Genomic DNA, 25,901 nt, shown 5'->3' on the forward strand with positions numbered 1-25,901 from the left:
GAAACATAAAACACTATAAAATAACCTAAGATGCTGCATAAACTCGTATTGATTGTTGCTTTCATGGGGAGTCTTGTTTCTTGTAAGAAACCATTGGACAATTTCCATATTGCCTCCCCTAACGAAGAGGTTTCCATTGATATCAAACTGGTAGAGAATAAGATTAACTACCGGGTCAATCAGAAGGGAAAAGAGAGAATTGGTTTTTCTGAATTAGAAATATTCGACAATGGTAACGTGACCATATTGGGAGCTAAGGAGATAGAGAGTGACAGTACCTGGCAGCCCGTGTGGGGGCAGCATAGCAGCATAAGGGATCACTTCAAAGCCCTTCAATTGGAGGTAGATTTCGATGGGGTAGGAGGCAAGTTGCTGGCAAGGGCCTATGACCAGGGCGTGGCTTTTCGGATTATCCTTAATGAAGGCGATAAACCTACAGCCGCTGACTTTAAGTGCACCTATAATTTGCCTGAGGGAAGTAATTATTTTTTCCCGAAGGGAGAAACAGAACCCGTAGGACCCGTGAAGTTTGCTGGGCTGAGGGAAGTAGTCACGCAAGAAGATGGGAAAGTGAAGAAATTCAGCGTTCCATTGGTAGTTGAGTCTTCAGATCAATCCTATATAGCCTTGCTTGAGTCTGATTTATATGCTGCAAGGGGAATTGACCCGATGCGGCTGAATATCGGGGAAGCGTCCGGGAATATTGCCGCTGTAAACTCCGTATCCTTAAACGAAGAGGAATGGACAAGTCCTTGGAGGGTGATTTTATTGGGCAACTCTGCTGGAGATTTGGTGGTGAATACCGTGCCAGTTAATCTGGCTACCCCCACACAGCTTGATAATACGGATTGGATAAAGCCGGGAAAAACGTTATGGGACTGGCGAGTCCATGGCTACACAGCTCCCGATGGGTTTGTGTATGGTATCAATACGGAGAGTTATTTTAGGTTTATCGATTTTGCCGCAGAAAAAGGGATCAGGTATTTCTTGATAGACGATTCTTGGTACAAGCACGTCAGTAAGGGACATTTCGAATTGTCAGATCAGTTGGACTTACAAGAGGTGATTGATTATGCTGCAAAAAAAGAGGTGGAATTGATCCTATATTATGATCGAAAACACGGCGAATACGGTGATGAAGGTCTTTTTCCTTATTATCAGTCGTTGGGGATGAAAGGGATCAAGTACGGCTTTATGGGAAGTGATGTGGACTTTACACGAGCAGCTATCCAAAAAAGTGCCGAAAGCCATTTGTTGATTGATTTTCACGATGGACCAGTTCCATTTACGGGTATTAGACGTACCTATCCCAATGCGATCACCAGGGAATATTGTCATGCACAGCAGGATTCCCGAAGGGCCTTTACTCCAGAGTCCTTTATCAAAATGGCATTGATCAATGCCATTACAGGGCCATTGGACATGAACAACGGTAATTTTGACCTAACAGGAATCAACAGTGGCAAACGTCAAAAGGGGCCCAGAAAAACCAATTCTTATGTGTCAACGGTGGTCTCTGAAGCAGCGAGAACATTGGTGATTTTTAGCGGTTTGGTATGCATCCCCGATGCGCCGGAAGCTTATTCTGCCAAAGCCGACCTGTTTGAGTTCATTCAGAAACTGCCGGTGGGAAAATGGGACGAAAGCCGTATCCTTCATTCCGATCTCAGCAAATACATTACCACCGCTAGGCGACATGGCGAAGAGTGGTTCATTGGCAGTGTTTATAACCAAGAAGGAGGCGCCTTGGATATACAGCTTGACTTTCTGGAAGAAGGGAAACAATACGAGGTGACTTTTTATGAAGATACTCCAGAAACCCACGGCAAAACGAATCCTGAAGCCTATCAAGTAAGAACAGGGAAGGTAAAAAAAGGTGATGTGATAGAAGCTGTAATGGCCCCAGGAGGGGGACACTGTATGTGGATAAGACCGTCCAAATAACCCATGTCTGGAATGATAAGGACCATTTTATGGAGCTGTTTACTGATAGTGGTAGCTACTCAGGCAAAAGCACAAACCGTGCTTCGCTATGATGAGCCTGCCAGCAAATTCACCACAGCACAGCGAGAAGACCCCAACAAAAAAGGATATATGCAAGAGGCCTTGCCACTGGGCAATGGTCGTTTGGGAGCCATGTTCTCTGGTGGCATTGAGGAGGAGCACCTGCTGATCAATGATATCACGGTATGGATGAACAGTAAACGGGGGCTTGATGAAGTGGCTCAATCAGGTACAAGAATAGGGGCTTACCGGGAATTTGATAAAGTGCGTGAGGCATACAGGAATGGAAACTACGGCACTTCGGAAAACAGCATGGAAGCGATGTCCACAAAGTACCTCAGCAGCACGCAGCCTTTGGGGAATTATGCGCCTTTTGCGGATTTGTACATTTCCACGGGGCACGATAGTGCACAAGTAAGCGCCTACAGTCGCTCACTAGATGCCCGCACAGGAGTGGGGAAGGTAAGCTACAGCATAGGTGAAGGTCATTTTACCCGAGAGTACTTCTGTAGCCATCCCAATGATGTGGTAGCCCTCCGGTACACCGCTAGTAACGCTACGATGGACCTTGACATAAGAGTGGAGACTTTTCATGATATAAAGAATGTCAAGGCAGAGGGGAATTATGTGGTGCTGACAGGAGAAGTCCCCATGGTAAAAGATGCTATTGGCTTTCAGCAGATGGTCTATATTGATCCGGGTAAAGGGAAGCTAGTGCCCCAAGAGGATGGCTCCATGCGGGTCGTTGGTGCCACGAAGGTGAAGGTCTATCTATCAGCCTATACTGATTACTTGCCCGTTTATCCATCATTTAAGGGGAGGAATTATGCAGCTGATAATAAAAAGAACATTCAGGCAGCGGTTGGTTTGGGATATGATAGGCTCAGAAGTGTTCACGAGAAGGATGTATCTTCCCTTATGGACCGTTGTCAGCTTCATTTGGATTACCAGCCTTCCGGGATGACCACTGACAGGTTGGTCAAAAAAGGGGCTAGCCTGGAACTGGAGAACCTCTATTTTAATTACTCACGGTATTTGCAACTGAGCTGTTCGCGTACTGCGCCGGTTCCATCCAACTTACAAGGGCTATGGAACGGCCATTTGGATCCAGCGTGGAACTGTGATTATCATACGGATATTAATGTAGAAATGAATTATTGGATGGTGGATCCTGCTAACTTGTCGGAGTCTTTTCGTCCTTATGTGGAATGGATGAAAGTCCTGGCCCAGTCAGGCGCCCATACTGCGCGTGAAACCTTCGGTATCAACGAAGGCTGGAGTGTGGGGCTGAATGGAAATGTCTTCGGCTTCACCGCCCAAAATGAACATGGCCGTCGTCACCAGCAGGCCGGACATTGGCTTAGCCAAAACCTATTTGATCATTATGCCTTTACCCAAGATCGTGACTACCTAGAAGAGATTTATCCCATTCTGAAAGGAGCTGCCGAATTCTTTGTGGCACATCTCGCTCCTTGGAAGGATGGTTCATTGGTGGTCTACCCCACTTGGTCTCCCGAAAATGCCTATCTCGTAGAGGAATATGGTAAACTGAACAAACAGACTTATGGCGCTGCTTGGGACCAGCAGTTGGTATTGAACCTCTTTACCGATTGTATAGAGGCTGCCACATTGCTGGGTAAGGATAAGGGATTTCGAAGAAGTCTTCAGGAAATGATTCCGCAATTGAGCCCGCAAAAAATCGGACAATATGGGCAAATACAGGAGTGGCCGGAAGACTGGGACAGTCCGACGGACCAACACCGTCATATTTCACATTTGATAGCCCTGCATCCGGGAAGGGATTTTTCTCCATTGACGACCAAAGAACTGGTGGATGCATCACTGGTGACCATGGAGCATCGTGGGGATATCTCTACTGGCTGGAGTACCGCTTGGAAAACCTGTTTTTGGGCTCGCCTTCATAATGGGGACAAGGCGCACCAATTTTACCAATTCTTAACTGCAGAGCGTGCTTACCCTAATCTATTTGATTTTCATCCTCCCTTTCAGATTGATGGCAACTTTGGCGGAGCTGCCGGGGTATGTGAGATGCTGTTGCAGAGTCACCTGCGAAGCGTGGAAGCCGAAGCCACTACCATAGAAGATGCTGCTTTTATTGCCTATAAAAAAGATACGGATCAGCCTGAGCATTTCTTGCCCGTCGTTCCCGATGAATCCTTGGCCGAAGCGCCCTATATCCTTCATTTGTTACCTGCTTTACCTTCGGCATGGCCGAATGGTGAAATCATTGGGCTGCGTGCCCGTGGTGGTTTTGAAGTGGATATTATTTGGGAGAATGGAAAATTGGCTGAGGCCAAAATACACGCCACTGCCGACGGGGATTTTAGGATCTACTCAGAAGGCAAACTAAGTAAAGTAATTTCTTTGAAAAAAGGGGAGGAAATAGTTATTGACAATTGAATTACATCTATTTTGAATAAGAGCACATGAAATTTAATATAGGCATATTGATAATAATGTTTTTTATGTTAGGGATGTGTCCGAAGGGTTCCTTGGCACAGGAAGCGGGCTTTTCTCCACCCAATATCGTATTCGTATTGGCAGATGACATGGCCTGGGCGGATGTGGGATATAACGGTCAAGAATATTTTGAAACACCCAATATCGATCAATTGACAGTGGATGGGATGCGCTTTGACCATGCCTACTCCGGGGCTTCGGTCTGCTCACCCTCACGTGCTTGCCTGATTTCTGGCATGTATTCACCGCGGCATAGCATTTATCACCCTGGTAATCGTGCCCGTGGCAAACTGGAATATATGAAGTTAGCCGTTCCGAACAGGGAGGTGAAAAATGATACTTACGATTGGTTTCAAGCGATAGGAGACCTAGAACCAGACGTCAATTCCTTGGCAAAGGTGCTAAAACCCGCTGGCTATGTGACTGCAAGGTGCGGCAAGTGGCATGTGGGAGAAAATGAGCAGGGATTTGATTATAGCATGGATGTTCACAGAGGCTGGGAAGACAAAGCTTCCGCTAGGAAACTTACCGATGCAGGAATTGAGTTTATCCGCAACAACAAAGACCGTCCATTTTTCCTTTATTTGGCCCATCATGAAGTGCATAAACCCTTAGTGGCTGACTCGGCTCTTATCGAAAAGTACAAAGCCAAAAAGGCACAGACAGGAGGGGATTTCAACCCGGTATATGCCGCTATGATGGAAGCCACCGATCATTCTGTAGGGCGGCTTCGCGAGGAGTTGCGCGAGTTGGGGTTAGAGGAAAACACCTTGTTCATATTTGCCTCTGACAATGGCGGCTTTCCCGATGCCACTGACAATCTTCCTTTATATGGCTATAAGGGGACCTTATATGAAGGAGGCATCCGGATCCCTACCTGCATGGTGTGGCCAGGGAGGATCCGTCCGGGATCGGCCAATGCTACTCCGATTACTTTTGTGGACTATCTGCCCACCTTTGCTGATATTGCCGGGACATCGCTGGAGAAAAGCACCTACCCGGTGGACGGGGTTTCTATGCTGCCATTAATGGAAGGGAAAACGCTCTCTGAACGTGCTATTTTCTGGCACTTTCCGCTTTATGCAAATATCGACCACGGGGTTTATTCGGGGACTTTTCCTGTCTTGGGCACGGATCATATGTATTGGCGTGGTGTCCCAGCGACCGTGATCCGGAGGGGAAAGTATAAACTGATCTATTATTATGAAGATAAGTCCATAAAGTTATTTGATGTGGTCAATGATAAGGGAGAATCAAAAGATCTCTCTGAGGAGAAGCCGGCAATAGCAGCAAACTTATTGACAGAGTTAAAGGCCTGGACTGCAGCCGTGGATGCTCCAGTTCCAGATAGAATTAATCCCGTGTTTAATCCCAACTGATGAGGGGAAGGGGTATGGAGGTGCTTTTATGTACACCATATCAGAATAGTTTTTCTTAGGTCTGGGAAGTGAAAACTACGGAAAAGAAGTTGTTTTCTATGAAGTACAAAATGTAACGTTATTATGATAAGAGCATGTGTTGTGGTGGGATATATACTGTTTTTGAGTGCATGTAGCCTCAAAAAAACAGATAGCAAACCCAATTTTATCATCATTTTCACTGATGATCAGGGCTATCAGGACCTGGGTTGTTTTGGCTCGCCGGATATCAGGACACCGAATATAGATAGAATGGCCAGTGAGGGGATGAAATTCACCAGTTTTTATGCCCAGACAGTCTGTGGGCCATCTAGAGCAGCTTTGATGACGGGGAGTTACCCAATGCGAAATGCCCGGAATGATAACGGCGAGGCTCCACATCCTAAACTGTCCCTGAGCGAAGTTACGATAGCCGAAGTACTCAAACCCGTTGGTTATGCCACGGGTATGATTGGAAAGTGGGATTTGGCCGGACATAATCCCGAAAAATTCAATCCCGATTTGCTTCCGGCCCATCAAGGGTTCGATGACTCGTTCCTTACGCCTACAAGCAACGATTCCCGGGTGCATTTAATCCGCAATAAAGAACTGGTAGCGCTAAATACTGACATGTCTACCCTTACGAGACGGTACACGGATGAGGCCATTGATTTTATTGACAAGCATCAGGAGCAGCCGTTTTTTTTATATCTCGCACATACCATGCCCCATACCAAGCTAGCTGTTTCTGATGAGTTTAAAGGGAAATCAGCGGGAGGTTTTTATGGGGATGTGATTGAGGAAATTGATTTTAATGTTGGGCGGCTCTTGGACAAGGTAAAGGAATTGGGTTTGGACGAAAATACCTACGTGATTTTTACCAGTGATAATGGGCCATGGTGGATTAAAGGAGATCATGCCGGACATGCAGCCCCTCTCCGTGGTGCCAAAACCTCCGCTTGGGAGGGTGGTTTTAGGGTGCCTTTTATCATTCGGGCACCAGGGAATGTCCCTGCTGGGACGACTTCTGACCAAGTGACTGCCACCATCGATTTGCTGCCGACTATTGCTGAGATAGCAGGGGCGAAGCTTCCTAGCGACCGGGTGATTGATGGATTGGATATTTCGGATATTATGCATGGGAATACCAAAACATTGGATCGGCCATATTTCTATTACGCACATCAGGAATTACGGGCAGTGCGAAAGGGAAAGTGGAAGCTGCATTTACCTCACCACCCATCTTCTGGTCTTATCAACTACACCAAGTGGCCTGTTCACATAGCTCCTGAAGACCGGGTTTTGTTTACCAAGCATGTGCTGTATGATTTGGAAAATGATATTGGGGAAACTACCGATGTCTCTGCCCAAAATCCTGAAATAGTGGAAGAACTTAACCAGCTTCTTGACTGGGCCAAAAAGGATATCGGTGACTATGAAAAACGGGGTGAAAATGCCCGCCCTCTTGGAAATGAGCCTTATTTTACGCCCAACGATCTTATTCCTTCAAAATAACTATAACCATATGATGAGCCCATTTAAAACCCACCTGTTTCCAAGTCTGACGATCAGTATAAAGCCAGTTCTTTTGGCACTCTTATGCTGTAGTTATTTGAGCTGCATTGCCCAAGAAAAACCCAATGTAATCATTCTTTTTGCAGATGATCTGGGGTACGGAGACTTAAGCAGTTTTGGGGCACAAGATGTGAAGACGCCCCATATAGATGAGCTGGCCAGCGAAGGGATCAGGTTTACCGATTTTCAGGTGGCTTCCTCTGTTTGTAGTCCGTCGAGAGCGGCGCTACTCACTGGGCGTTACCCGATGAGGTGTGGGTTTCCTGTGGCTCAGGGTAAAATCGAAAAACATAAAGATTATGGATTACATCCTGATGAGATCACCATTGCGGATTTACTGTTGAAGGAAGATTATGCGACCATGGCCATTGGGAAGTGGCACCTCGGGTTTAATGTCGGCGCACAGCCTGTAGATCATGGTTTTCAGCAGTTTTATGGTTTGCAATCCAATTGGCACAAAAGTCACCCTGAATTAGATGATGTCTATAATAACCGTGAAGTAGTAAAAGAGAATGTGGCTTTCGAATCACTAATTGGTGACTATACCCAAAAGGCAATTGCGTATATCGAAGAAAATAAGGAGAACCCTTTTTTCCTCTATTTGGCTTACCATTCTGTTCACTCTCCCATTATGCCAAACGATGCCTTTAAAGGAACTTCAAAAGGGAGCCTATATGGAGATTTTGTACAGGAATTGGATCATTATGTCGGGGAATTACTGAATGCACTTAGTGAAAATGGGTTGGATGAGGATACCTTGGTGATATTCTTATCTGACAATGGCCCTGCTATATGTCATTTTGGAGGCTCTGCTGGAGCACTAAATGGAGGCAAGTACAGCACCATGGAAGGTGGTTTTCGTATCCCGGCCATCATAAGGTGGAAGGGGAAAATACCAAGTGGTACAAACAACACCCTTTTATCGTCCATGGATCTCTTACCTACGATAGCCAATCTAGCAGGAGCAAAACTTCCCGATGATAGAACCATCGATGGGAAAGATATCACGCCCATCTTGGAGTCAGGACAAGGTACTTCCCCCCATCAATATTTGTACTATTATAATGGGATCAACTTACAGGCCATAAGAAAAGGAAAGTGGAAACTCCACCTTCCCAGAACGGTAGAAGACCAGCCGTTTTGGTCAAAAAATGACAACGCCAAACCCTTTGGCGGAAAGAACCTAAAGAACATCTCATGCAAGGGGTTGGAAGCATTGAAAAGACCGCTGTTGTTCAATTTGGATAATGATATGGGAGAGTTGACCGATATTTCTGATGCGCATCCAGAAGTGGTCAAAGAGCTGCTGCTGGAAGCAGAGAGGGTGAGGGCAGAGCTTGGTGATGTAGGTCAAGTAGGAAGTGACCAACGAGTGCCTCCCTTCGATGATATTCAAGAAAAGTTCTAAGCCTAAACAACCCAATTGAAATGAAATTGAATCATAAGTCCTTAAGGAACATGAAATTAAGTGTGTTTATTTTACTGGTTTGTTTCAGTAGTTCCTTAAGGTCACAGGCACAAGACAAGCCCAATATCATTTTAATTTTTGTAGATGATTTAGGCTATGGTGATTTGGGGTGTTATGGTTCTCCAACTATTGAAACTCCCCATATTGACCGCATGGCTTCTGAGGGAATACGATTTACTAGTTTTTATGCAGCAGCAGTTTGTGGCCCTTCTCGGGCACAATTAATGACGGGGTCTTATCATTCGCGAGTGAGTCACTCATTTAACGAATTACCTGAATCCCAATATGGACTTCACTCAAATGAGACTACCATTCCAGAACTTCTTAAAACAGCGGGATACAAGACCATGCATATTGGCAAATGGCATTTAGGTGATGCTCCGGAATTTCTCCCAACTCGGCAAGGTTTTGACAAGTTTTTTGGATTTCCCTACTCACATGATATGTGGCCGTACCATTGTAATACAACTGTAAAAGATTTAAAAGATACCGCCTTGATGCAACAAATACTTGAGCGAGCTGATGAGGTTGGCTATACTGTTGGGGGCGAATGGAGCTTTCCTCCCTTGCCCTTAATGGAAGATGAAGAAGTGATTGAACTAAATCCGGATCAAGTTCAAATGACCACTCGTTTTACAGAAAAGGCTATTGAATTTATTGAAAATAATTCCCGTCAACCTTTTTTCTTATACTTGGCCCATACCATGCCCCATACACCATTGTTTGCCAGCGATAAGTTTAAGGGCAAGTCAGACAGGGGATTGTATGGCGATGCCATTATGGAAGTTGATTGGAGTTGTGGGCAGATAATAGAAAAACTGAAAGAGTTGGGAATAGATAATAACACCTTGGTGGTTTTTTCTTCAGATAATGGCCCAACCCCTAAATATGGTACTGATGGTGGTTCAGCAGGGCCTCTTAGGGGAGCAAAAGGAAGCTTGTATGAGGGAGGCATACGCGTTCCTGCTATTTTTAGATGGACTGGAAATATTCTGGGAGGTAGGCGTACCAATGCTATGGCCAGTACCATTGATCTGCTTCCTACCTTTGCTCACTTGGCAGGAGCTGAAATACCAGGCGATAGGATTATAGATGGAACCAACTTATCATCTTTGCTCATGGGGAAAAAAGAGACTTCTCCACATAGATTCTTGCATTATTTTGGAGGAAGTCAAGCCAAAGCCCCGGCTAACTATAGGGCGATACGAGATGACAAGTGGAAAATGTTCTTGAAAAATAATTCTTCAGGCGAGTTAGCACCATTGGAATTATATAATCTTGAAAAAGATCCTTCTGAGAAGTATGATAAGTTAAAACAACATCCCGAAATCTCAAATAGATTACTCAAGGAAGCTGAGATTTTCTATGCTGAACTGGAAAAAAACAAAAGACCAGTAGGGGAATTGAATTCAAATACTAAATAGCTATGATGAGATGTTTTAAAATTTTGGCACAGGGCTTCTTTTTGTTTTATGGTTTGTATCCTTGCATGGCCGATCAAATCAAGAATAGGACACCCAATATCATCTTCATCATGGCGGATGATCTGGGCTGGCAGGATGTAGGGTTTATGGGGAGTCAGTGGTTTGAAACGCCCAACTTGGATAAAGTGGCGGAGGAAAGCCTTGTTTTTACCAATGCGTATATGTACCCTACTTGTTCTCCATCCAGAGCGGCTTTGTTGACAGGGAAACAGTCCTTCAGGACAGGCGTGTACAATGTTCCCGTGTTAGAAAAAGGAGACAACAACCATAATATTTTTTCACGCTGGACGGTGGGGTTAGAGCATACCATGTATGCAGCGCCCTTGAAAGAAGCAGGGTATAGGTCTATCCATTTAGGAAAGTGGCATGTGGTAGGCCCCCATCCCGATGAAGAGACCGATTACCCATTTGTGAAACCATTAAAGCAGCCTGCAAATGGGAGCTTTGACTGGTTAGAAAAACACAAATCAGCAAAGATTCAGCAATACTATCCCACAGGAAAGGGATTTCATGAAAATGTAGGAGGAACTTGGTGGGGGGATCCTGCCAGAGGATATGAAGCAGGGTATCGTTCAGAGAGCGGTGGTTATATAGCACCGTTCAACAACCCGTTTATAGAAGAAAAAGAAAGTGATGAATGGCTTACTGACAGGCTTACGGACGAAGCCATTGATTTTATCAAAAGGAATAAAGACCAACCCTTTTTTGTCAACCTTCATTACTATGCCCCGCATCGCCCCACGGTGCCAAGAAACGAAGAGTGGCTTCAGAAGTTTTTGGAGAAGTCTCCTGATGAACACACGGGACAGGGCAGTAATAATCTTGAAGAAATAGCCGGTTACGCCACCATGATCGCCTCCCTTGATGAAAATGTGCAGCGTATTTTTGATTATTTGGATAAGGAAGGACTACGAGAAAATACATTGGTGATCTTTACTTCCGATAATGGGTTTAACGGGCTGCAGAGTGGTACCAATACGCTTCGAGGTGCCAAAGGGACCGTTTATGAAGGCGGCATCCGAGTACCAGCTTTAGTAAACTGGAAAGGACAGGTAGCGCCGGGGGTTTCGGATGTGCCGGTCAGTGGTATGGACTATTTCCCTACATTTTTGGAATTGGCAGGTGTCAATAACTATACGGGTGTTTTGGATGGAGAAAGCCTGGTACCACTTCTGGAACAACGTGAACTTAAGGAGCGACCGCTTTTTTGGCATATTGCCAGCACCTATAAAAATCCCCCTTGCTCCATAATAAGAAAAGGTAAATGGAAATTGATCCAATTTTTACTTGATGGAGAAATAGAACTTTACGATTTGGAAAAAGACGTCAAAGAGTCAAACAACCTAGCGGATGAAAGACCAGTAATATCTGCTCAGTTGGTAGATGAACTTACCAAGTGGAGAAAGCAGCATCAAGTACCACTTCCTTCCGCTTCTAAATTGGTCTTTTAACCCGGGGGTTGAGATGTTAAGAAAGTAAGGTAAAGTAGCTGGCTTAATTTTCACAACCACATTAGACACATAGGGCACAATAGGAGAAAGTATCCAAAAACCATTCCCCTTGCAGGCTGAAAGCCTAGTTCAACACCTTCATCTAGCCATACCAAATTCCACGCTATAGAAGCCTTCCGGACTTAGATGGAATGATGTATAGAGAACACTTGTGCACAGGTGTGTACAGAATAAAGGGAGGATTTATGCTTAATGTTGCTTTCTAAATAGTAGATTGTAAAAGGATTTATATCATTAATAATTGGTCATAAACAATAAAACCCAAAGTAAAACCATATGAATAGGGGTGTGCTCCTGATTATGTTCTTCTTAGTAGTGGTGTTTTCTAGCCTTCAAGCTCAAGCACAACCACTCTACAACAGCCGTCCTGGCCTTATTCTCCTAATGAAGGATGATCAGGGTATCGATGATTTGGTCTGTATGGGAAACAAGGCCGTAATCCCCTCTCATATAGATCACTTTTATAGACATTCCACACGTTTTTCTTACTTCTGCGTCAGCCCTACTTATGCTCCCATGAGAGCGACATGTATGAGCGGATATTTGCCATTTGAGGGAGGAACCCAAGTTCCTGCTTTTTGGTACAGGAAAGAAAAATTAGAAGAAAGAAAAGACATAGATGGCCTTACTGCGCATATTGATTTATACCAGCCCTTTTGTGAAGTGGCAGGAGCCAAGCTCCGCGTAAAAATGCACCTATTGTCGGAGAGGTATTTGGTACCACTTCCGGATTAGCTAAACGGCAGTGATTCCGGATAGAACCTTGTAGATAATGAATTACCCCAAAAATAACCTGTATACTATGACGTATAAAATGAAAATTGCATTAAAAACACTCGTTTTCCTTGTAGGAGGGATATGGTTTTGCCAGTATGAGGCTGTAGCACAAAAAAAGCCCAATGTTATCTTTGTCATCACCGATGACCAAGGGACTGGGGACTTAGGCGCATCAGGTAATCCCTATATCAAAACGCCCCACCTGGACGCCTTCTATGATGATGCTGTCAGGTTTACCAACTATCACGTCTCCACTACTTGTGCACCCACCAGAGGAGCTATCATGACGGGGAGGCACACTAACCGTGTCAATGTGTTTCATACCATTACGGGGCGTTCACTGCTTTTTGAAGATGAAGTGATATTGCCCCAGGTGTTTGCCCAAAACGGCTATACCAATGGTATGTTTGGTAAATGGCACTTAGGCGATAATTATCCGTTTAGACCGGAGGATAGAGGGTTTCATGAAGTAGTTCGCCATGGTGGGGGCGGCATTAGCCAAGGTCCTGACTACTGGGGCAATGACTATTTTGATGACACCTATTGGCACAATGGCGAGCTGGAAAAATATCAAGGGTATTGCACAGATGTATTCTTTTCGGAGGCCATGGATTTTATTGAAGAAAATAAGGATAAGCCATTTTTTGCCTATATATCCACCAATGCACCCCATGCGCCCCTGAACGTACCTAAGGAGTATTTGGACATGTATATGGATATCAATGATGAAGAACTCCCAGAGCGATTCAAGCGATTTTACGGCATGATTACCAATATCGATGACAACTTTAAACGACTTCAAGAGAAGCTCGATGAGCTTGGGCTGACAGAAAACACCATACTGGTATTTACTACTGATAATGGAACTGCCGGAGGAAAGAGGGTTTATGATGGCGGCTTGAGGGGCAGTAAAGGCAGTGTGTACGAGGGAGGTCACCGTGTGCCTTTGTTTATCCGTTGGCCGGATGGGCAGCTGACAGGAGGTAAAGACATTGATAAACTTGTGGCGCACTATGATTTGCTGCCCACGTTTGTGGATCTTCTGGGCTTTGATTTTAATCCCGTAAAATCCCTTGATGGTGTAAGCCTAAAACCATTAATGGCTGATAATCCACAATCATGGCCAAACAGGATCTTATATGTGGATACCCAACGGCTACAGAACCTGGTGAAGTACAAAAACTATTCAGTAATGGATGAAAGATGGCGATTGGTGGATGGGGAAGAACTGTATGATATGAGTACAGATAAGATCCAATCCAAGAATGTTATCGATCAGCATCCATTGGTGGCAGAAAAGCTAGCTGTGGGGTATGAAAAATGGTGGGAGTCCATAATGGCTGAGGGGCCAAACGAACGGTATGCCTATATAAAAGTAGGTTCTGATGAGGAAAATCCAAGTCGCATTTCTGCCCATGATATGTTGACCGGAAAACATGGGCACGCTTGGCACCAAGATGGAGCCACCAATGCCTCGCAGGCGACTGGACGGTGGAAAATAGCGTTTGTCGAGGATGGAGAGTACTCCATTACCCTGAGGAGGTTTCCTCGAGAAAGTGGCTTGGGCATAAATGCTGTTTTTCCCGCCGGGGATAAACCCATAGAGCTGGAAAGGGATATGCAGGCCAGCACAAAGAGCGACTTTAAAGAGGCTTATTTGTACGTGGCAAACCTGTCCAAAACCGAAAGTATCCAATCAGGCCAAGAAGAGGTGACCTTTACGGGGAAGATTTCCGCAGGTAAATACGATATGGAAGCACAGCTCATTGATTCCAACGATCGGGTGCACCCAGCTTACTATGTCTATATCGAAAAATTAAGATGATACCCTTGGTTTCCAAAGAAAGTCCCTGGTCTTATTCCTCCGGTGCAACACTCGAAGGTGCTGTGAAATACTTGTTGATCATTTTCATCCTAATAGGAGGAAGCATAATCGGTCCCACCTACGCAAGGGCGATTCAAGAGGCTGATTTTTATGTATCACCACAAGGGTCGGACGATTGGTCCGGCACCTTGTCTTCGCCCAATAGCGATGCGTCAGATGGACCCTTTGCTAGCTTGGAAAGAGCCCGAGATGCCGTGAGAGAGCTAAAGAAAGACCAAAAAAAGGCAATAGTCGTCCAAGTGAGAGAAGGTGTCTATCGGCTAAGGGAGACCGTGGTTTTTGGGGTGGAAGATTCAGGAGAAGGCACAAATACCATTAGCTACGAGGCCTATCCTGACGAAACTCCAGTCTTCAGTTCAGGCCAGCAGATCACAGGTTGGAAACGAGTGACTTCAGACCTTCCCGGTTTGCCGGAAGTAGCGCGCGGGAATATTTGGGTAGCCAATATCTCCCAAAAGTTCTTTACACTCTATGATGCTGATGGGCTTTTGCCCCGTGCACGTTCAGACGGCTTTATCTCCCTGGATGGTGGAAACGGAAGAAACCGGCTGCATTTTCCGGCAGGAACCATCAAGGACTGGTCTAATCTATCGGATGTGGAAATTATCGTACGTCCGCATCACGCTTGGATCACGAATATTCTACCCTTGGAATCTGTAAATGAAGAGACGAATATCGCTACTACTTCTCTCGATGCCACCTACGCAATGAACAAGCTCCATTTTTTGCCAGATACTAAAAACTGCTGGATCGAGAATGTACTGGAGGAACTTGATGAGCCTGGAGAGTGGGTGTTGAACACCACATCAGGCAAGCTATATCTATGGAGGCGAAATGATTCGCCCGTGGTAGCTCCTACATTAAATGAATTGATTAGGGTAGAAGGAAGGATCGATTATGATGGGCCTTCAGATGAACCTGTCAGGAACCTTCGTTTTAAAGGCCTGACATTTAAGCATGGCAAACGTTATCAACTTTCCCCTGAAGACAAAGGACTCCAGCACGATTGGGATATGCTGGATAAGGACAATGCGATATTACGGCTACGAGGAACCGAAAACTGTGTGGTGGAGAGCTGTCATTTCTTGCACAGCGGGAGTGGAGCGATTCGGGTGGACTTACATGGAATTGGCAACACCCTATCCAGTAACCATATAGAGCATATGGGTGGAGGAGGGATCTTGCTATGTGGCTATGGGCCAGGGACAAAGGATGTAAACAAAGAGAATACTGTTTATAATAACCACATCCATCATGTCGGAGAGGTTTACTGGCATTCGCCAGGGATATTCCTATGGCAAAGCGGCGAAAACCGTGTTGCCAATAACCTTATCCATCATACTGATTACACGGCCTTGATCATGTCGGGATGCATGTCGCATTTTTTTATGAAGAACGGTCGTGAGTTGACACGTACTATTCGGCGCCATGAGCTTAGCCACCTTCCAGAAGAGGTGGTCCGTGAAGATATATTGCCCTTTTTACATACCCATGATAACATGGTCGAGTATAATGAAATCCATCATTCCATGTTACGCCTTGGAGATGGAAATGCCATATATATCCGTGCTTCTGGAGAGGATAATGTGATTAGGCGAAATTACATCCATGATATGGTAGGAGAGACCCAGATGCAGGCAGCCGTTCGTACAGATGGGGGGCAGACGGGTACATTGATCACCGAAAACCTGCTGTATCGATGTACGTCGCAAGGAATCCTAACCAAACTTGATAACCGGGTAGAAAACAACATAGTAGTGGATATAATCGCACCACCTCGAGGCTACTACCTTTCGGTGCGTGAAGGGCCTCTGACGGGTGCGTCTATTAAGCGAAACGTATTCTATTCTACCAATGAAACAGGGAAGTTTATCGATGAACTGCCTTCTGGAAGAGAAGGGAGCTCCGAGGACCGTCGAGGGCGGCTTCTTGCCAGGGTGATGGACGCAGACACTGATTATAATATTTACTTCTGTAAAACTAATCCCAAGAAGGGAAAAGCACTGATCGATAAAAACCAACAAGATGGAGTAGATCTCCACAGTAAGGCCGTCGATCCGCTATTTGTAGATCCTGAAAATGGAGACTTTAACTTTAAATCAGGTTCACCAGCATTGGAAATGGGCATTGTGCCAATTGATCTTTCGCAGGTTGGTTTACGGGAATAGCAAAACTTGAAAGGTATGAGATTTATAAAACTACTGATAGCAGTGAGTCTGTGTACACTATCTGCTGCAAGCGCTCAGGTGGAGCCAAGTTGGTCATCCTTATCCGAGCATTACCACGTGCCAGATTGGTTTCTGGATGGTAAAATAGGTGTTTGGTTTCATTGGGGGATTCCATCGGCGACAGATGAAGATCGCCCCAATGACGGTTCTTGGTATGGTCGAAACATGTATGGAGGAGGCAAGGAGATGGCGAAAACCCTTTCTGCTTGGCATACTGAAAGGTATGGTCCCCCTGCCGAGTTTGGATACGAAAAACTTGTCCCGCTTTTTAAAGGGGAAAATTGGGATCCGGAAGCCTTGGTGGCGTACGTAAAAGACCAAGGGGCGCGCTTTATCATGCCAGTGGCTTGTCATCATGACAACTTTGACATGTATGATTCCTTTCATCCTTGGAATTCAGTGGATATGGGCCCCCATCGGGACGTGCTCCGGGAATGGAAGGAAGCAGCAGTGCAGCATGGATTAAAATTCGGTGTTTCCACCCACCTGTACTGGTCACCAGGCTGGTGGCGTCCTGCCCGAAAATACCAAGAGGAAGGTACCTTGGCTTGGAAACTTTTTAATATGGATTATGATGGAGTGAACTATTCCAGCCAAGATAGTTGGAATGAGCATTGGTATGCACGGTGCTGGGAGATAATAGAAAAGTACGATCCTGATATGTTCAATAATGATGCTCCATTTCCGGATATGGACGAAGGGAAAGGACTTGGGGTCAAGTTGTTTACAAGCTATGTAAACCGTGATCTGCAGCAAAACAATGGAGAACAAACTGTAGTCCTCTCACTAAAGGACAAGACCCTAGACCGGTCGGCCTTTACATATAACCTCGAAAGAGGCGGAGCGGGAGAAATAAAGCCCAACCCTTGGATTTGGGCAACGGATCTTTCAGGAAATTGGTTTTACCGGAAAAACGCCGTCAATAAAATGAGTATTCCAGTAATGGTCAGTAATGCGGTGGATGCCATCAGCAAAAATGGGGTGGTAATGCTTAATATCGCTCTCCGCGGTGATGGTACTATTCCTGATAAGCAGATCCAATACCTCACGGCATTTGGGGACTTTATTAAGGTCAATGGCGAAGGAATATACGGAACCAGACCTTGGAAAACTTTCGGAGAAGGTCCCTTGGAAGTAAAGGATGGCCGTCAGGGTGAAAATCATCAAAACTATTCACAGCAGGATATCCGATTTACCACCAAAGGTGACGTGATATACGCTTATGTGCTGGCTCCACCTACTGATGATATCGTGATGAAAACCCTTGCCGATGGAGGTTTGTTGAAGCAGAACATTACTGGGGTTGAACTAATGGGAAGCACCGAACAAATCAACTGGGAGGGCTCTGAGGAAGGTCTGATAATCAAGCTACCCTCTTCCTTGCCTGGCGAAATAGTTAACGGTTTCAAGATTGAGGTAGCTACCAACGGAAATCAGTAATAAAATAAACAGGTTATAATTATGATGAAGAATCACTATAGGAAGATGATAAAGACCGGTTTGACAGTGCTTAGTTGCACACTAGCATTAAGTCTAACGGCGCAGGAAAAAGCCCCCGAAGGAATGGATGAAATGTGGGGCAAACAAAAAATGGTGAGTCGTTCAGATATTGGGGAACGGGCGGCGCTATTTGATGATGGCAATTATTCGATGTTTATCCATTGGGGCTTATATTCCAATATTGCCAATAAGTGGAAGGATACTACCTACTATGGCATCAGTGAATGGATCATGCATCCAAGAAGGGCGGGGATATCAGTCCAGGAGTATATGGCAGAAGCCAAGAACTTCAACCCCGTGAATTTTGACGCTGAGGCGATAGCGAAGTTGGCAAAGGAGGCTGGGATGAAATACATCGTCGTTACGAGTAAACATCATGACGGTTTTGCAATGTATGATTCGGAGGCCAGCGATTTCAATATTGTAGAAGCTACACCCTTTGGTAGGGATCCTATGAAAGAACTGGCCCAAGCTTGTAGAGAGCACGGGCTTGGGTTCGGGTTTTATTATTCCCATAACCAAGATTGGACGTTTCCTGGGGGTAATGGAGGTCCCCAAATCAACGAAAAGGGAGAAGAGGTAGGTTTTGATTACTATTTCAAAGAAAAGTGCCTTCCACAAGTAAAAGAGATTACCACACAGTACGGGGAGATAGCCATGGTGTGGTTTGATACTCCCGGCAATATGGAAAAGAAATATGTGGAGCAGCTCGTGGAAGTAGTCAGGAAAAACCAACCCAATGCCATGATTTCTGGGCGTGCTGGCCATGATCTGGGAGATTATCTGTCTTTAGGTGATATGAATATCCCCGTTAGAAATGTGCCCGGGCTTTGGGAGACAGTGGATGTCACCAATGACTCATGGGGCTATGCTTGGTATGATGAAAACTGGAAGAGTCCAAAGAGGATTTTGAAATCGGTGATCTCTACAGTGGCGCGTGGCGGTACCTACATGCTGAATGTAGGCCCTAAACCAGACGGAAGCATACCAGAAGAAGCCCAAAATGCCCTTCGGGATGCTGGAAAGTGGATCAATGACTATCCTCAGGTGATCTATGGTGCAGCCCCATCTCCTTGGGGACGCGAACTTCCTTGGGGAGATGCTACCGTGAAGGAGGGGAAAATAAACTTGGCCGTCTATGATTGGCCATTGGATGGGAAAATCGTCCTACCAGGGGTGAACAACACCGTAAAGACGGCGAAGATATGGTCTGACGGATCGCTCCTTCCCCTAAAAACAGTCAAAAAAGGAAATTGGATATCGATAGAGCTTCCTGCCCGACGACCTGAAAAAACGGTGTCGGTAGTGGAACTGACCGTAGATGGGGGATTATCCGTTGATCAGTCTCTTAGTGTCGACCCCATTTATCCTACCAGGTTATCAGTGGCCTTTGCCCAAGCCGACGACGTGACCATTGAAGATAAAAAGTGGATGGAGAAATTTGGTGAATGGAAACATGTCTCACAAGCCCAAAACTGGACTGAAGACGGAAGGGTTTATTGGGAAGTGGAGATCTTCGAGCCGGGGTATTATCAGGTGGACCTGAACTATGCTGGTTCCAGTAGACTGGTGTGGAGAGTGACCAATTCCGATGGGGGATTTGTCCAAAATGAACAGAATGCTTCTCATGTGTACAGCTACTTTGAGATGGGGCTGATGAAGTTTGAAAAAGCAGGTAAATACACCGTTTCTGTGAAAATAAAAGAAGGGGATATCGCCAGTGCGAGTTTAAAGGAAATTCGGTTTACCCCCTTAGAAAGCTTGGAATAGTTACTCTTAATGTGGCAGGATAATCAGGGCAAACGCATATAAAACAATATTCCTATGAGCATTTATACCTGCCGTTCCTATGAAACTTACCCTTTTGTGTGTAACCATTTTTGGTGCAGGTGGTCACCTGCACCTTCTATATGACCTTCCGCCAAAGGCCATAGCCGTCAGTTTAAGCGGATATCGGCACACCAACTGCCACAATTTAGCTGTTCGGGATTTGTAATTCCGAACCGAGATAACGGGGATTTGAAATCCCCCTAGACCATCTGTGAGGAACCCCAACATCAATAGGGATATAGATCTTAACCCGGATTATGCGTTAGGAATCGTAGTGAGAGCTGAAATTGCAAAAAAATCAGTTAGTTTGGAGGCATTAGCGTAGCACCGCTACGGTTATGCCGAAAACTAAAGTGAAACGGCTGATTTTGAAGCAGTTTAAGGTCGCAACAGATAGGCTAATGCATATTCCGGGTTTAAGCAACTACATGGGGTAGCCTGTCTGCTATGGTTTGGTCTGTCTATCAGTGAGATAGACAATCCTGCCTTTTTGCCGAGCCGCTTTTTAATTTCTTAACGCCCAATACCTGCAAGGCGGATTCCAGCACGATTATTTTGTACATAAGCCGGGTTAGGATGGGCGACGGGGCCCGGTTGTATGGGAGATTCATGGCCTATTTTTAAAAGGCAGACTACTGGCCTAGATTTCTTTATAGGAACAAATAGGACTACTTGAGATAGACACTTGTGCACAGGTGTGATCAGCTAAAATGGACGATTTTACTCATAATTATCAATTGATATATGTAGATTATTCAAACGTTTGCATTTTAATAATTGTTTAACCCAAAATAAAACCGTATGAAAAAGTTGTATTTCGTAATTTTGTTTTTTGTGATGATGACCGTTTGCAGCTTACAAGCTCAGACTAAATCGGTAAGTGGTAAAATAACAGATGGCACAGGAGAAACAATGCCAGGTGTTAACATCATCGAAAAGGGAACATCCAATGGCACCACCTCAGATATAGACGGCAATTATACCCTGTCTATTTCTGATGGAGCCATATTGGTGTATTCCTTTATAGGTTATACACCCATCGAAAGGGTCGTAGGTACGAGCACTGTTATCGACATCACCATGGAGTCCGAAATGTCAGATCTTTCGGAGGTGGTAGTCGTCGGCTATGGCAAGCAGAGGAAAAGTGATTTGACAGGCGCAGTAGGTTCCGCATCGGCCAAAGACCTTCAAGAACGACCTACATCATCACTGCCCCAGGCCCTATCAGGAAAAATCGCAGGAGCAGATGTCTCCCAAAACTCTGGAAGACCGGGAGGCAAAACACAAATAAGGATCAGGGGAAACACATCCGTGAGCCTGAACAACAGTCCGCTGATTGTGGTAGATGGGGTCATTTTGGCCTCTTCCACATTAGGAAATAATTCCAACCCCATAGATTACATCAACTCCAATGATATTGCATCAGTAGAGGTGCTTAAAGATGCTTCTGCTACAGCAATTTATGGCTCCAGAGGTGCCAATGGTGTCATCTTAGTAACTACCAAAAGAGGCAGTAAAAATGGAGGAAGGGTAAATTATGATAGTTATTACAGCTTAGGAAAGATTGCCAAAAAAGTGGATGTCCTTAATTCCGAGCAATTTTTAATGATCGAAGACGTAGCCTATCAGAATGCCGAGAAATTTGATCCAGTAGGATGGGCCAACGGCAAATATCAAGACCCGGCCTTGAAGAGAACTGATCCTTTATTGTTTGATGCTGATGGCCAACCCATATATGATACCGATTGGCAAGATGAGGTCACCCAGTTGGCTTTTTCCCAAAACCACCAATTATCCTTTACAGGAGGAAATGAAGATGGAAGTTTTGGGGCTTTTTTAGGGTACACCGGAGAGGAAGGAATCATGAAAGAATCGTGGATGAAGCGATACTCTGGACGGTTTGTGTTTGATACCAATATTAAAAAATGGCTGAAAGTAGGAGGGAGCCTTAGCTATAATAACCAGCAAGAAAGGATCATTCATAATTCATGGGTAGGAAGGAATATGATAGAGAATATCCCGATAGTACCTGTCAAATACCCTGACGGTACATGGGCAAGTAACCTCGATTATCCCGGCATGGAAGGAGGACCAAACCCCGTCCGTGTCGGCCAAGAGTATCAGAATTATTTGAGAACTCAAACGGTGATTGGAGATGTCTTCGTCAATATTGACTTCACAGAAGGGCTTGAGCTAAGGTCCTCTATAGGGGTAAATAGCATAGGGCAAAAGACGGAGGAATACGCTGGGCGTGAACTTAATTTTATTGGCACACCTACCAATGGTTATGCGAGCATTAGTCCGAATCAGATGTTTTCCTGGCAATTTGAAAACTACTTGACCTACAATAAGAAATTTGCCGAAATCCATTCCTTTACCGGTTTACTTGGCATATCATGGCAACATACCGAGTCTTCTAATTTGTACACCAGAGTTAATAACTTTTCGGACGATTTTTTTAGTTTCAATAATTTGTCTGCTGGTTCCGTGCCAGTTCTTCCTACCTCGAGTGCTTTTGAGGAGGGGATAAACTCCTATTTTGGAAGGATAAATTATGGGCTGAAAGATAAATACTTATTTACTGTTACAGGAAGAATCGACGGTTCTTCCAAGTTTGGAGCCAACAACCGGTATGCTTTTTTCCCCTCAGCGGCATTGGCTTGGAGAGTGTCCGAGGAGGATTTTCTTATAGGATCTTCCGTAATTTCTAATCTTAAAGTGAGGACAAGCTATGGTGAGACTGGAAACTCAGGTATTCCCGCCTATGGAGCACTTGCAGGCTTGGGCACCTCTTCCTATGTATTTAACCAATCAGTGGTGACAGGAATAGGGAAAGGTAACTTGGCCAATCCGGACTTAAAGTGGGAAAGGACCAAGCAGATAGATGCAGGGATTGAGTTAGGGTTATTTTCAGGAAGGGTGTCGCTAGAGGCAGATGTATACAAGAAGGTGACTACGGATATGCTGCTGAACGCCCCAGTGCCACAAAGCAGTGGCTACGCTACCGTATTCAGAAATATTGGCAGCATGGAAAACAAGGGGCTGGAGATCTCTTTGAATACCGTGAACATCGATAAAGGGGACTTTACGTGGGAAACGATGTTTAATATTTCCATGAATAGAAACGAGGTGACGGGGCTGTCTGGAGGGAGTGATATCTTTCCTGGCGGTGGAAAAACGATCATTAGAGAGGGCGAGTCGGTAAACTCCTTTTGGGGCTGGGTCCACCTTGGTACATGGGGCACTGATGAGGAGGATGTGGCAGCGAGTTATAATTGGCTTCCAGGAGATATAAAACTAAAAGACATCAACGAAGATGGTGCGATCAACGATGCAGATAAGGTGATTATCGGTAATGGCTTGCCCAAAGGATATGGGAGTTTTATCAATTCCATTTACTATAATAATTTTGAATTTTCATTGGATTTGCAATTTACGTATGGGAATGACATCATGTATATCACTACCCGTCCACAGGAAAACCGTCAGGGCATAGCCAATAGTCTAAGTACGGTTTTGGATGCTTGGACACCTGAAAACCAGGATACCGAAATCGCCCAATGGAGACCGGTGGGAGCAGGATATGACAATAGGGATACGGATCATATGATTCAAGACGGGTCTTTTATCCGAGGAAGGAATTTGTTGTTGGCATACAATTTTACTTCTGATATCCTGGACAAAATGAGCCTTCAGAAATTAAGGATATATACCTCCCTTCAAAATTTCTTTTTGATCACCAAATACCAAGGGTATGACCCCGAAGTCCAGACCAGTAATGCGGCATTTGGACAAGGGGAAGTCAACTTCAATCAATATCCAAGACCGAGGGTGTTTATGGTTGGACTAAATGTATCATTCTGATTTAAAAAAGACTATTATGAAAGTAAATATAAAATTCACTATCCAAACGCTAAGCCTAGGAGTGCTGTTGTTTCTTGGAACTAGTTGTTCTGACTTCCTTGATGAAGTGGATCCTTCAAATATTACAGCAGACAGTTACTATAAAACCCCTGACCATGCGCGCACCGCAGTCAATGCCATATATGCAAATCTACGGACGATTCGTGGGGGAGCCTATGGGGGTAGTCCTTGGTTAATGGTAGAGTTTGCGACTGGCTTGGCCGATTCCGATTTGGGACAAGCTGATAATAGCAATATCATTAGAAATCTAAATAATAACTCAGATAATGCCTATGGACTTGTCCATTGGAGTTCTAACTACGAGGGCATAGCAGATGCTAACTTGGCCATATCCAAGATACCAGAGATCCAAATGCCTGAAGCCCTGAAGAATAGCTTGTTGGGAGAAGCCAAGTTTTTAAGAGCGCATTTTTATTATCAATTGGTGCGCTTGTTTGGGAGTGTTCCCTTGATATTGGAACCGATCGATCTTGCTTCTGAAGACTTGTATGCCACAGAAGCATCGGAGGAAGAAATTTATGAACAGATCGTGAAAGACCTCACAGATGCTGAAGGGTCAGGTTTGCCCTTTAACGGTTCATCGGGTAGAGTTACGCTGGGAGCTATCAAGACATTACTTTCTAGTGTTTACCTGACCATGGCCGGCTACCCACTGGAAAAAGGCGCTTCCTATTATACACTAGCTGCTGAAAAATCCAAGGAAGTGATTGACTCTGGAGAGTTTAGTTTGTTTTCGAGCTATGATGATCTTCATGATCCTTCAAAGAAGAATATTGGAGAGAATATTTTTATGGTTCAATATACGACACTTACCGCTCCATCAGACTGGCAGCCCTTGATAATACCGTATAACATGAACATCTCAACTTATTCTGCCCAAACAGGGGCAATATATGCCAATCAGGATTTTATCCATTCTTATGAAACAGGAGATGAAAGGGTAAAAGAAAAGGCTTTTTATTATACAACGTATACTTTAAAAACCGATAGGACTCAAACTGTCAATTTAGGAGGGTATTTTCTCTATAAACATTTTGATATAGAGGCTAACCTTGTTTCGGCAAGTTCAGACCTTAACTGGTCTTTACATCGATATGCAGAATTGTTGCTGATTTATGCTGAGGCATCCAATGAAGTAAATGGACCTAACCCGCTGGCTTATGAAGGGGTGAATGCCATAAGGAATCGTGCAGGTTTGTCCCCCTTGTCAGGACTTAGTAAAGAGGAATTTAGAGAAGCAGTGTGGAGGGAAAAGTGGCATGAATTGAGCTACGAAGGGATTACGTGGTTTGACATGGTAAGGACCAGAAAAGGGTATGACGTGTTGAGCGGAGCATTTGAGGACTTTGTTGGGCATCAGTTTGCCTATGGGCCTACGTTGACAGCACGAGAATTGTTGTTTCCTATTCCAACAAGTGAAATCAGAAACAATTCAAATTTAGTTCAGAATCCAGGGTACTGAGGAGGGTGAAAGAACAATAAAACGAATGAAAAGAAGTGGCCTGTCTCCGGCAACATGGCCACTTCTTTTTTACTTTATTTTGCCATCCTGTGGCGCAATTTTTCAACCCGACTAATGCACAAATCGGGCAATGTCGTTTAGTTGGTATGTATTTGGAAATATTGGTTTAATTATTTTTCTTGCTAAATTCCAAGATAGTTTTCATCTCTTTACCTTTGTTACTTTTTTGCTGCAGGTCAAAAAAGTAACCAAAAAAACCCGCCGCTGTGCATCTATTGGCCTAAAATTAAAACCTTCCCTCATGCAGGCAAACTCCTCCTTTTTAGCTGCCAACATTCTTTTTGGCTAGTATTTCGTCAAACAAGCCTGCCTTCT

The 25,901-nt window shown here is 44.7% G+C and carries 14 protein-coding genes; all 14 read left to right on the forward strand.

What is annotated here, in order from left to right; genetic code table 11:
- Positions 1 to 30: 30 nt before the first annotated feature.
- The 14 genes from DN752_RS22715 (at position 31) to DN752_RS22780 (ending at position 25,526) form a co-directional block, all read left to right on the forward strand.
- Positions 31 to 1,944 carry a glycoside hydrolase family 97 protein gene (locus DN752_RS22715; protein ID WP_170134470.1) on the forward strand — a complete coding sequence of 638 codons (1,914 nt, stop codon included), beginning with the start codon at positions 31 to 33 and terminating at the stop codon, positions 1,942 to 1,944.
- A 12-nt stretch (positions 1,945 to 1,956) separates the two neighbouring features.
- Positions 1,957 to 4,425 (forward strand): glycoside hydrolase family 95 protein, encoded by a 2,469-nt coding sequence (locus DN752_RS22720; RefSeq protein ID WP_211324079.1) that lies wholly within the window; start codon positions 1,957 to 1,959, stop codon positions 4,423 to 4,425.
- A gap of 26 nt (positions 4,426 to 4,451) precedes the next feature.
- Positions 4,452 to 5,864 (forward strand): sulfatase, encoded by a 1,413-nt coding sequence (locus tag DN752_RS22725; RefSeq protein ID WP_112786101.1) that lies wholly within the window; start codon positions 4,452 to 4,454, stop codon positions 5,862 to 5,864.
- Positions 5,865 to 5,987: 123 nt separating this feature from the next.
- A complete protein-coding gene (locus DN752_RS22730) occupies positions 5,988 to 7,397 on the forward strand; it encodes a sulfatase family protein (protein ID WP_112786102.1) in 1,410 nt (469 codons plus the stop codon).
- A gap of 10 nt (positions 7,398 to 7,407) precedes the next feature.
- Positions 7,408 to 8,865: a sulfatase family protein gene (locus DN752_RS22735; RefSeq protein WP_245949371.1), complete on the forward strand. Its 1,458-nt coding sequence runs from the start codon at positions 7,408 to 7,410 to the stop codon at positions 8,863 to 8,865.
- 20 nt (positions 8,866 to 8,885) lie between these two features.
- Entirely contained in the window at positions 8,886 to 10,349 is a 1,464-nt protein-coding gene (locus tag DN752_RS22740) for a sulfatase family protein (protein WP_112786104.1), read from the forward strand.
- Between the two features lie 2 nt (positions 10,350 to 10,351).
- Complete coding sequence (locus DN752_RS22745; protein ID WP_112786105.1) at positions 10,352 to 11,860, forward strand: sulfatase; 1,509 nt, start codon at positions 10,352 to 10,354, stop codon at positions 11,858 to 11,860.
- Between the two features lie 336 nt (positions 11,861 to 12,196).
- Complete coding sequence (locus DN752_RS24635; protein WP_162633328.1) at positions 12,197 to 12,655, forward strand: hypothetical protein; 459 nt, start codon at positions 12,197 to 12,199, stop codon at positions 12,653 to 12,655.
- Positions 12,656 to 12,734: 79 nt separating this feature from the next.
- Positions 12,735 to 14,522 carry an arylsulfatase gene (locus DN752_RS22755; protein WP_112786675.1) on the forward strand — a complete coding sequence of 596 codons (1,788 nt, stop codon included), beginning with the start codon at positions 12,735 to 12,737 and terminating at the stop codon, positions 14,520 to 14,522.
- On the forward strand, positions 14,519 to 16,750 hold the full coding sequence (locus DN752_RS22760; protein WP_112786107.1) for a right-handed parallel beta-helix repeat-containing protein: 2,232 nt from the start codon (positions 14,519 to 14,521) through the stop codon (positions 16,748 to 16,750). Before DN752_RS22755 ends, DN752_RS22760 begins: the two co-directional genes overlap by 4 nt.
- 15 nt (positions 16,751 to 16,765) lie before the next feature.
- A complete protein-coding gene (locus DN752_RS22765) occupies positions 16,766 to 18,250 on the forward strand; it encodes an alpha-L-fucosidase (protein WP_112786108.1) in 1,485 nt (494 codons plus the stop codon).
- Between the two features lie 21 nt (positions 18,251 to 18,271).
- Entirely contained in the window at positions 18,272 to 20,080 is a 1,809-nt protein-coding gene (locus DN752_RS22770) for an alpha-L-fucosidase (protein WP_245949373.1), read from the forward strand.
- A gap of 861 nt (positions 20,081 to 20,941) precedes the next feature.
- The gene (locus tag DN752_RS22775; protein WP_112786110.1) at positions 20,942 to 24,004 is read left to right on the forward strand and encodes a SusC/RagA family TonB-linked outer membrane protein; all 3,063 of its coding nucleotides are present in this window, start codon (positions 20,942 to 20,944) and stop codon (positions 24,002 to 24,004) included.
- 16 nt (positions 24,005 to 24,020) lie between these two features.
- Positions 24,021 to 25,526 carry a RagB/SusD family nutrient uptake outer membrane protein gene (locus tag DN752_RS22780; protein WP_112786676.1) on the forward strand — a complete coding sequence of 502 codons (1,506 nt, stop codon included), beginning with the start codon at positions 24,021 to 24,023 and terminating at the stop codon, positions 25,524 to 25,526.
- Positions 25,527 to 25,901 lie beyond the last annotated feature (375 nt).

Origin of the sequence: Echinicola strongylocentroti (assembly GCF_003260975.1) — a bacterium.
Lineage (GTDB): Bacteria > Bacteroidota > Bacteroidia > Cytophagales > Cyclobacteriaceae > Echinicola > Echinicola strongylocentroti.

Bases quoted from the DNA above. Each gene is read 5' to 3' on its own strand.
- DN752_RS24635 (WP_162633328.1), top strand. From the start codon at position 12,197: ATGAATAGGGGTGTGCTCCTGATTATGTTCTTCTTAGTAGTGGTGTTT.
- DN752_RS22760 (WP_112786107.1), top strand. From the start codon at position 14,519: ATGATACCCTTGGTTTCCAAAGAAAGTCCCTGGTCTTATTCCTCCGGT.
- DN752_RS22775 (WP_112786110.1), top strand. From the start codon at position 20,942: ATGAAAAAGTTGTATTTCGTAATTTTGTTTTTTGTGATGATGACCGTT.
- DN752_RS22725 (WP_112786101.1), top strand. From the start codon at position 4,452: ATGAAATTTAATATAGGCATATTGATAATAATGTTTTTTATGTTAGGG.
- DN752_RS22755 (WP_112786675.1), top strand. From the start codon at position 12,735: ATGAAAATTGCATTAAAAACACTCGTTTTCCTTGTAGGAGGGATATGG.
- DN752_RS22720 (WP_211324079.1), top strand. From the start codon at position 1,957: ATGATAAGGACCATTTTATGGAGCTGTTTACTGATAGTGGTAGCTACT.
- DN752_RS22740 (WP_112786104.1), top strand. From the start codon at position 8,886: ATGAAATTGAATCATAAGTCCTTAAGGAACATGAAATTAAGTGTGTTT.
- DN752_RS22745 (WP_112786105.1), top strand. From the start codon at position 10,352: ATGATGAGATGTTTTAAAATTTTGGCACAGGGCTTCTTTTTGTTTTAT.
- DN752_RS22780 (WP_112786676.1), top strand. From the start codon at position 24,021: ATGAAAGTAAATATAAAATTCACTATCCAAACGCTAAGCCTAGGAGTG.
- DN752_RS22770 (WP_245949373.1), top strand. From the start codon at position 18,272: ATGATGAAGAATCACTATAGGAAGATGATAAAGACCGGTTTGACAGTG.
- DN752_RS22735 (WP_245949371.1), top strand. From the start codon at position 7,408: ATGATGAGCCCATTTAAAACCCACCTGTTTCCAAGTCTGACGATCAGT.
- DN752_RS22715 (WP_170134470.1), top strand. From the start codon at position 31: ATGCTGCATAAACTCGTATTGATTGTTGCTTTCATGGGGAGTCTTGTT.
- DN752_RS22730 (WP_112786102.1), top strand. From the start codon at position 5,988: ATGATAAGAGCATGTGTTGTGGTGGGATATATACTGTTTTTGAGTGCA.
- DN752_RS22765 (WP_112786108.1), top strand. From the start codon at position 16,766: ATGAGATTTATAAAACTACTGATAGCAGTGAGTCTGTGTACACTATCT.